Genomic DNA, 8,288 nt, shown 5'->3' with positions numbered 1-8,288 from the left:
CCCCCCCCCCCCCCCCGGGGGGGGGGTGGGGGGGGGGGTAGCGCAAGGATCCTTGCCGTTACCCTCACCCGGCCGCTGCGCGGCCACCCTCTCCCGGGGCGGGAGAGGGTTGGAACGTCAAATCACTTCGTCATCCCTGGAGGTCGTTTCGCCATAGCGGCGCAGCGCCGGCTGTTTCAGGCCGTCGTATAGCCGGTCGAGGTTGGCGTTGACCTGTTTGCCCATGCGCTCGAAGAGGCTGTTGCCCTCAAGATCGCTCTCCACCAGGAAGGGGCCGAAGCGCTCGACCTCCAGCACCCACATGGCCTGGGCGATGCCGAGTTCCTTCAGCCAGTGCACCTCCCGCACCCGCTTGATGCCGCGGCCGAGCAGGGCGCCGGTGCCGTAGCCGACCGTGGTCAGGTAGACGGCGCCGTGCGGGACGAAGTGGGTGCGGTAGTCCTCTTCGCTCATGCCGCCCTTGCCGATGATGAGCTTGCATCCCGACACGTCGAACCAGCGCGCCAGCCAGTGCGAGAAGCGGAAGCTGGCGGTCGCCGTGACCGCGCCCATGGTGATGGTGCCGTCTTCGGCGACCGAGGCGGCGGGGGAGCAGTGGAAGTTGGCGTTGGAGACACCCGCCAGATCCACCGGCGGCGCGTGTCCCTCGTCGAGGATGCGTTTGTAGAGCCCCTCGCGGCCGGTGTAGAGCACGCCGTCCAGGTAGACGACGGTGCCGACCTCCAGGCCTTTCAGATCCTCTGGGCGAACCGGGACGGTGAGGCGGACTTCCTTCATTCCACGCCCTCCCGGCGATGGTAGTCCGTGAACCAGTGCGGATCGGTGCGGTGCTCGACCCGGCCGTCGGCGTGGATGCGCGCCACCGCCCGGCGCGACGACAGGCAGAAGCTGTGCACGCTCATCGGCATGCCGCCGGTGTGGGTGTAGGCGACCTCGACGTGGCAATCGACGACCATGGACTTGCCGACGAAGCCCATCGGGCCCATGCCGATGCTGTTGCCGAGGTCCTTCAGCTCCCGCTCCAGGGCGGCCACCTGCGGGTCGGGGTGGCGGTCGCCGACGGTGCGCAGGCAGGCGGCCTGCTTGCCGATCACCATGCAGGTGTCCTTGGAGCCGCCCAGCCCGATGCCGACGATGGCCGGTTGGCAGGCGAGGCCGCGGCGGCCGAACTGCACCATCACGTCGAGGAAGAAGCGCTTGATCCCGTCGATGCCGTCGCCGGGGAACAGCATGCGGTAGTCGGTGCCGAACAGCCCGCCCTTGTGCACGGTGGTGACGTCGATCCAGTCGGCGTCCGGCTCGAAACTGTATTCGATCTCCGGCGCCAGGATGCCGACGTTGTTGTTGTGGTCCTTGCGGGAGAGCGGGTGGACGCGGTTGGGGCGCAGCGGGATGGCGTGCGTGGCGTGCGCGGTGGCGCGGCGCAAGGCGCGTTCCAACGCCACGAAGCCGCCCTCGACGCGCGCCTCGTTGCCGGCCTTGACGTAGTAGCGCGGCAGGCCGGTGTCGGCGCACATGGCCCGGCGGTCCTGCTCGGCGACCTCCCAGTTCTCCACCATGGCCTGGAGGACGAAGCGGCTCAGCTCGTCCTCCTCGCGCGCCATCATGTCCTTGATGCCGGCGCGGTAGTCGTCGGGGATCTCGATGGCGGCGCGGCGCGTCAGCTCGACGCCGGTCTCCTCCACCACGGAAATCGGGATGGCCATGGTCAGTCCTCGATCAGCGTCTCGCCCGGCCGCACGCGGGTGAAGGCGACGGGCTCGGTGGTCACGGCGATGCGGTCGCCGTCCAGGCGGACGAAAGTGTTGGCGGAGGTGTTCAGGTCGCCGGTCTCCGGGAAGTCGGCGCGGAAATGGGCGCCACGGGAATCCTCGCGGGCCAACGCCGCGGCGGTGAGGGCGCGGCTGACCAGGATCTGGCTGTGCAGGTTCAGCCAATCGTGCCACGTCAGATTGAAGGTGCGGGATGAGTCGGGAATGCCCGCGGCGTCCAGCTCGGCGCCCAGGTCTTCCAGGGTGCGGGAGGCGCGGCCCAATCCCGCGGCGTCGCGGACGATGCCGACGTCGTCCCACATCACGCGGTACAGCCGCTCACGCAGGCCGTTGAGGTCGCCGGCCGGCCGGGAGAACGGACGCAGCGTGCGCTCCAGCGCGGCGTCGATGACGGCTTGGTCGGGATCGGCGAGCGCGCCCTCGCGCGGCACCCAGGCGGCCATCGTGTCGCCGGCGATGCCGCCGAACACCGTGGAGTTCGCCACGCCATTGCCGCCCAGCCGGTTGGCGCCGTGCACGCCGCCGGTGTCCTCGCCGGCCGCGAACAGGGCGGGCATCTCCGTGGAGGTGTCGGTGCGGAAGGGCACGCCGCCCATCATGTAGTGCGCGGTCGGCACCACCTCGACCAGACCGGACACGAGGTCGAAGCCGACGTCACGGCAGCGGTCGACCATCCCCTTGAATTCGCGCCGGACCATGGCGGGGTCGAGGTGGCGCATGGTGATGTAGAGGCCGCCGTTGGGGCCGGTCCTGCCGTGGCGCATCTCCTCGTACATGCCGCGGCTGACGATGTCGCGGGTGGCGCGCTCGCCGCGCGGGTCGTGCTTGTGCATGAAGCGGTTGCCGTCGCCGTCCAGCAGGTGGCCGCCGGCGCCGCGCAAGCCCTCCTCGATGATGGTGCCGGTGATGCGCGTCTGCGAGCCGGCGACGAGGCCGGTGGGGTGGAACTGCACCATCTCCAGGTCACGCAGGGCCAAGCCGGCGCGCAGGGCCATCGCCATGCCGTCGCAGGTCTTGTCGCCGGACGGCGTGTGGTAGAGGTACATGGACGGCCCGCCGCCGGTCGCCAGCAGCACCGCCTTTGCCCGCACCAGCCGGAAGCCGCCGGTGCGCATGTCCACCATCAGCACGCCGGCGAGGCGGGAGCCGTCGCGCGACGGGATGAGTTCGAGGGCGCGGTGCTCCTCCAGCCGGGCGATGCCGCGCGCCCAGACCTGCTCGGCGAGGCGGTTGATGATCTCGATGCCGGTCAGCGAGCCCTTGTGCACCGTGCGGTCGAAGGTCTGCCCGGCGAAGGCCTTCTGGTGCAGCGTGCCGTCGGGGTTGCGGTCGAAGAAGCAGCCGAGGTCGTTCTCAAGCTCGTGGATGCGCTCGACCGCCTTGACCACCAGGGTCCAGGCGAGGTCCTGGTCGTTCAGCCACTTGCCGCCCTCCACCGTGTCCATGAAGTGGCGTTCGAGGCTGTCCCTGGGGTTCAGCGCCACGTTGTAGCCGCCCTGCACCATGCGGGTGCAGCCGCACTTGCCGAGCAGGCCCTTGACCGCGATCGCGATGCGCAGGTCGGAGTCGGCCTTGTGGGCGTGCAACGCCGCGAACAGCCCGGCGCCGCCGCTGCCGAGGATCAGGATGTCGGTGTCGGTGCGTTCCACGCTGGTCATGGGCGGGCCATCAGCAGGGTGAGCAGGACGGCCGCGAACCCGGCGCCGAAGGCCAGCGCGATGCGGGTCTTCTGGGTGTCGCTCCAGGGCAGGAACTCCAGGGCCAGCAGGCGCAGGCCGCCGGCCATGTGCAGCGCCAGCAGGCCGACGAGGACGGCCTCGGCGAGCTTCACCAGCGGGCGGTCGGTCCAGGCGACGAAGGCGTCGAACGAGGCCTCCTCGACCGCCGTCGCCAGCACCAGGAAATGCGCCGGCAGGAACAGCGCCAGCGCGAGGCCGGACAGGCGGTGCGCCAGGAAGGCCCACCAGGCCGGGTGGTTGCGGTGCGCGGCGGCTCTCATGTCAGCACCAGCACGGCGCGGAATCCAAGGACGAGCGCCGTCGCCGCGAACAGCAGCGCCGCGGTATCGGCGAGGTGGGGGCGCCGGGTCCACTCCCGCAGGATGGCGCGCAGGCCGATGGAGCCGTGCGCGGCGGTAGCCAGCACGAACAGGCCGTAGAGGCCGCCCCACAGGACGCTGCCCTTGGTGCGGCCGAGGATCTCCGCCGCGCTCAGGCCCCCGCGCACGGCGTAGAGGATGACGCCGAGGTGCAGCAGCACCAGCGGGGCGAGCACCATGGCGCTGAGGCGCTGGGCGAGGAACAGGCGCAGTTCCAGGCGGCGCGTCTTTCCCTCTCCCGCCCCGGGAGAGGGAGGGGCCCACGCGGAGCGTGGGAGGGTGAGGGGCGTCCCAGGATCCTTGCGCGCACCCTCACCCGGCGCCTTCGGCGCCACCCTCTCCCGGGGCGGGAGAGGGTTCTGGGCCGGGCAATCCCCCAACCCCGCCATCACAAGTCCCCCTTGAGAAGCGCGCGGAAAACCTCCCGCTTCAGCCCGGCGATCGCCCCGGTCGGGTTCAGATGGTTCGGGCAGTGCCTGGCGCAGCTCCCCTGGCTGTGGCAGGCGTGGCAGCCGGCGTCGTCGGCGACCGCGGCCAAGTGCCCGATGCGGTCGCCGTCGCGCGCGTCGTTGACCAGCGTCCAGGCGCGGTTGAGCGCGGCGGGCCCGAGATAGTCCGGGTTGGCCGCCACCACGTCGCAGGCGGAATAGCACACACCGCAGCCGATGCACTCGATCCCGGCGCTGGCCTGCCGACGCTCCGGGTTCTCCGGATCGACGCGGGCGAATTCCAGCACGCCGGGCCGGGTCGGGACGAAGCGGCCGCCGGCCTCCTGCCACTTGTCGAAGAAGCCGGCCATGTCCACGGCGAGGTCCTTGATGACCGGCATGTTGCGCAGCGGGCGGATCTCCAGCCGGCCGTCCTTGGCAACCTTGGAGACGTGCGTGCGGCAGGTCCAGCGCGGCACGCCGTTCACCGTCATGGCGCAGGACCCGCACATGCCGACCCGGCAGGCGAAGCGGTAGGACAGCGTCGGGTCGAGGTGGCGCTGGATCCAGGTCACCACGTCCAGCACCGTCTGGCTTTCCAGGAACGGCACGCGGAAGGTCTCGAAGCCCTCGCCGCGCCAGACGTTGACAACGAGATCCGCCATCTCAGCGCACCATGCCCCATTTGCGGATCGTCTGCGCTTCCAGCCAGCGGAAGGCGACGTTCTCGACGATCAGGCCGATCAGGATGACGGTGATCAGGCCGGCGAAGACCTTGTCGATGTACAGCTCGTTGCGGTTCTGGAAGATGAACCAGCCGAGGCCGCCCTTGCCCGACGACACGCCGAACACCAGTTCCGCCGCGATCAGCGTGCGCCACGCGAAGGCCCAGCCGACCTTGAGGCCCGTCAGGATCGACGGGAACGCCGCCGGGATCAGGATCTGCACCACGTAGCGCATGCCCTTCAGGCCGTAGTTCCGCCCGGCCATGCGCAGCGTGTCCGACACCGAGGTGAAGCCGGAGTGCGTGTTGAGCGCCACCGGCCACAGCACCGCGTGCACCAGCACGAAGGTCAGGCTCGCCCCGCCCAGCCCGAACCACAGCATGGCGATGGGCAGCAGCGCGATGGCCGGCAGCGGGTTGAACATCGCGGTCAGCGTCGACAGGATGTCGTCGCCGATGCGCGTGGTGACCGCCAGCGTCGTCAGCACCACCGCCAGCGCGATGCCGATGAGGTAGCCCTTGAGCAGCGTCGCGATGGACAGCCCCGCCATGGACAGCAGGTTCTCGCGCGCCACCGCCTCCCAGAACGCCGCGACGGTGGCGGAGAAGGTAGGGAACATCAGCGGGTTGTTCTGCCAGAGCGCGACACCCTCCCACACCGCCGCGACCAGCGCCAGCACGGCCAGACGGCGCAGGGCGGTGACGTTGGCGACGCGCTCCCACGGCGAGAGGGGGCGGGCGACGTCGCCGATGACGCCGGTGCCGGTGACGACGCGCTCGTACTCCGGGCGGATCGGCGGTTCGCGACGGAGGATCGCGTCACTCATGGCGAAGCGTCCCTTCGTCCTCGACGCGGTCGGCGAACAGCATGGTGTGGATGCGGGTCGCGGTGTCCTGGAAGTCCGGGCTGCCGGCCGCGCGGTGGTCGTAGCCGTGGCAGTTGATCTCCGCCTTGGCCTGCCCGGGGTGCGGGGAGAGCACCAGGATGCGGGTGCCGATGATCAGCGCCTCCTCGATGGAATGGGTGACGAACAGCACGGTGAAGCGCACGTCGTCCCAGAGCTGCAGCAGCTCCTCCTGCATCTTGCGCCGGGTCAGCGCGTCGAGCGCGGCGAACGGCTCGTCCATCAGCAGGATGTCCGGCTCCATGGCCATGGCGCGGGCGATGGCGACGCGCTGCTTCATGCCGCCGGAGAGCATGTGCGGATAGGCGTCGGCGAACTTGGCGAGGTTGACCTTGGCGATGCAGTCCAGCGCCTTCTCCTCGGCCTCCCGGCGGCCGAGCTTGCCGCTGGCCAGCAGCGGGAACATGACGTTCTGCCGGACGGTCTTCCAGGGCGGCAGCTGGTCGAACTCCTGGAACACCATCATGCGCTCCGGCCCCGGCGCGGTTACCGTCTGGCCGTTCAGGCGGATGCTGCCCTCCACTGGCGCCAGGAAGCCGCCGACCGCCTTCAGCAGCGAGGACTTGCCGCAGCCCGACGGCCCCAGCAGCACGAAACGCTCCGCCTGGAAGACCTGGAAATCGACGCGCCACGTCGCGGTGACGAGGTGCTGGCGCGTCTTGTACTGGAGCGTGACGCCCGACACGTCGAGCAGCGGGCGGGGCAACGCCGGGGAGACGATGCTGGTGGACAGCCCCGTCTCCGGCAGGATGCTGCGACCGAGGATGCGCATCCGCTCAGCTCCCGGTCTCGCCGTGCACGTCCTCGAAGAAATACTCCTTCCATGAGGCCGGCTTGTTCTTGATGGCGCCGACCTTGTTCATGAACTCGGCGTACTTGCCCATGTTCCTGGGCGCGACGCCGAACTGGATGTCGGGGTCGTTCAGGATCTTCTCGACGAAGCCCTTGTCCAGGTCGCCCTTGTTGATCGCCAGATAGGCGGTGGCGGCGGCCGGGTGATCCTTGTCGATGAGGGCCATCGACTCCTTCAGCGCGGCCAGGAAGGCGGCGTAGGTCTTGGGGTTCTTCGCCTTGAAGGCTTCCTTGGCCCAGATCAGGTTGAAGGTGTGCGGCCCGCCCAGCACATCGTAGGAGCTGAGCACCTTGCGGATCTTCGGGTTCTCCAGCTGCTGGTACTGGAACGGCGGGCTGGAGAGGTGGCCGGTGATCTCGGTCGCGCCGGACAGCAGCGCCGTGGTGGCGTCGGGGTGCGGCAGCGACACCGTGACCTTGTCGAGCACGTCGAACTTGCCGTCGCCGAAGGCCTGCTCGGCCGCCATCTGGAGAGTCCGCGCCTGCACCGAGACCTTCACCGCGGGAAGGGCGATCTTGTCCTTGTCGGTGAAGTCCTTGATCGACTTGACGTTCGGGTTGTTGGTGGTGAGGAACAGCGGCATGCTGTTCAAGGCGCCGATCGCCTTGACGTTGGCGTTGCCCCTGGTGCGGTCCCAGATGGTCAGCAGCGGCCCGACGCCGCCCGAGGCCATGTCGATGCTGTCCGACAGCAGCGCGTCGTTCATCGCCGCCCCGCTGGAGAGCTGCGCCCACTCCACCTTGATGTCCAGACCCAAGGCCTTGCCGTGCTTCTCGATGAGCTGCTGGTGCCGCATGACGTGCAGCGGCAGGTAGCCGATGCCGAACTGCTCGGCGATGCGCAGCGTGCCCTCCGCCGCGGCCGGCCCGGAGAGCGCCACCCCGGCCACGGCGAGTGCCGCGACGGCGTTGCGGAAACGGGTCCTGACACAGTGCATGGCGCTCTCCTCCCTTGGTCGCGTGTTGAACAGGCTGGCATTGCGCAAATCACGCTGTCAATAGCCTGTAAAAAACGCGATGTTGTTGTAGTTATTGTTGTGCGCGCATTGGCTGATTGTTAGTGTATCAATCAGTTTAAAGCCGCGGAATATGTCCGAAGGGAAGGGGCGGGGCGACGGCATGGCCGTTGTTGTCGTTCCGCTCTTACCGGGCGCCGGTGCGCCGGATCAAAGGTTCGGCGGTATGAACCTAACGCCGGGCGTGACATTGCGGCTCTCCGCCTGCCATTCGGTGCAAACGGCTGATATCCGGAAGATCATCGCGGACCTGATTTCAGTCAAGATCACCGCGGAGCTCCCGTGCTGCAATCACGTCGGTTCGCCATGATCGGTGGAAGGTGGGGCATGCTGCCAGGTTTCCTTGCAGACTACCTGAACGGATTTGCCGCCATGGTGCCGGACACCCTGGCGTTCTGTGAATACGAGTGCAAGGAGCCGTCCTGCTCCGCTGGCCGGCTGGTCGCGTGCGAACGCCGAGCCCGTGGCTTCGCAGGGCGCAGCCCGGATCCTC

The 8,288-nt window shown here is 69.0% G+C and carries 9 protein-coding genes; all 9 read right to left on the bottom strand.

The genetic code is table 11. The features are described from left to right. Positions 1–117 precede the first annotated feature (117 nt). Positions 118–777 (bottom strand): fumarate hydratase C-terminal domain-containing protein, encoded by a 660-nt coding sequence (locus TSO221_RS13445; protein WP_109119013.1) that lies wholly within the window; start codon positions 775–777, stop codon positions 118–120. Continuing rightward, entirely contained in the window at positions 774–1,706 is a 933-nt protein-coding gene (locus tag TSO221_RS13440) for a fumarate hydratase (protein WP_109119012.1), read from the bottom strand. Before TSO221_RS13440 ends, TSO221_RS13445 begins: the two co-directional genes overlap by 4 nt. A gap of 2 nt (positions 1,707–1,708) precedes the next feature. Next, positions 1,709–3,430, bottom strand: coding sequence for an FAD-binding protein (locus tag TSO221_RS13435; RefSeq protein ID WP_109119011.1), 1,722 nt, complete (start codon positions 3,428–3,430; stop codon positions 1,709–1,711). Next, positions 3,427–3,771 (bottom strand): succinate dehydrogenase, encoded by a 345-nt coding sequence (locus tag TSO221_RS13430; protein ID WP_109119010.1) that lies wholly within the window; start codon positions 3,769–3,771, stop codon positions 3,427–3,429. The genes TSO221_RS13435 and TSO221_RS13430 overlap by 4 nt, the downstream gene beginning before the upstream one ends. Further along, positions 3,768–4,076, bottom strand: coding sequence for a succinate dehydrogenase (locus TSO221_RS36395; protein WP_282187762.1), 309 nt, complete (start codon positions 4,074–4,076; stop codon positions 3,768–3,770). Before TSO221_RS36395 ends, TSO221_RS13430 begins: the two co-directional genes overlap by 4 nt. A gap of 182 nt (positions 4,077–4,258) precedes the next feature. Continuing rightward, positions 4,259–4,963 carry a 2Fe-2S iron-sulfur cluster-binding protein gene (locus tag TSO221_RS13420; protein WP_109119009.1) on the bottom strand — a complete coding sequence of 235 codons (705 nt, stop codon included), beginning with the start codon at positions 4,961–4,963 and terminating at the stop codon, positions 4,259–4,261. Position 4,964: 1 nt separating this feature from the next. Next, on the bottom strand, positions 4,965–5,849 hold the full coding sequence (locus TSO221_RS13415; RefSeq protein WP_109119008.1) for an ABC transporter permease: 885 nt from the start codon (positions 5,847–5,849) through the stop codon (positions 4,965–4,967). After that, complete coding sequence (locus tag TSO221_RS13410) at positions 5,842–6,699, bottom strand: ABC transporter ATP-binding protein (protein ID WP_109119007.1); 858 nt, start codon at positions 6,697–6,699, stop codon at positions 5,842–5,844. The genes TSO221_RS13415 and TSO221_RS13410 overlap by 8 nt, the downstream gene beginning before the upstream one ends. 4 nt (positions 6,700–6,703) lie before the next feature. After that, positions 6,704–7,717 carry an ABC transporter substrate-binding protein gene (locus TSO221_RS13405; RefSeq protein ID WP_109119006.1) on the bottom strand — a complete coding sequence of 338 codons (1,014 nt, stop codon included), beginning with the start codon at positions 7,715–7,717 and terminating at the stop codon, positions 6,704–6,706. Positions 7,718–8,288 lie beyond the last annotated feature (571 nt).

The sequence above is a fragment of the Azospirillum sp. TSO22-1 genome, from assembly GCF_003116015.1.
Lineage (GTDB): Bacteria > Pseudomonadota > Alphaproteobacteria > Azospirillales > Azospirillaceae > Azospirillum.
Note: the sequence above shows the minus strand (reverse complement) of the source record. Positions and strands in the feature narration are given on the sequence as shown.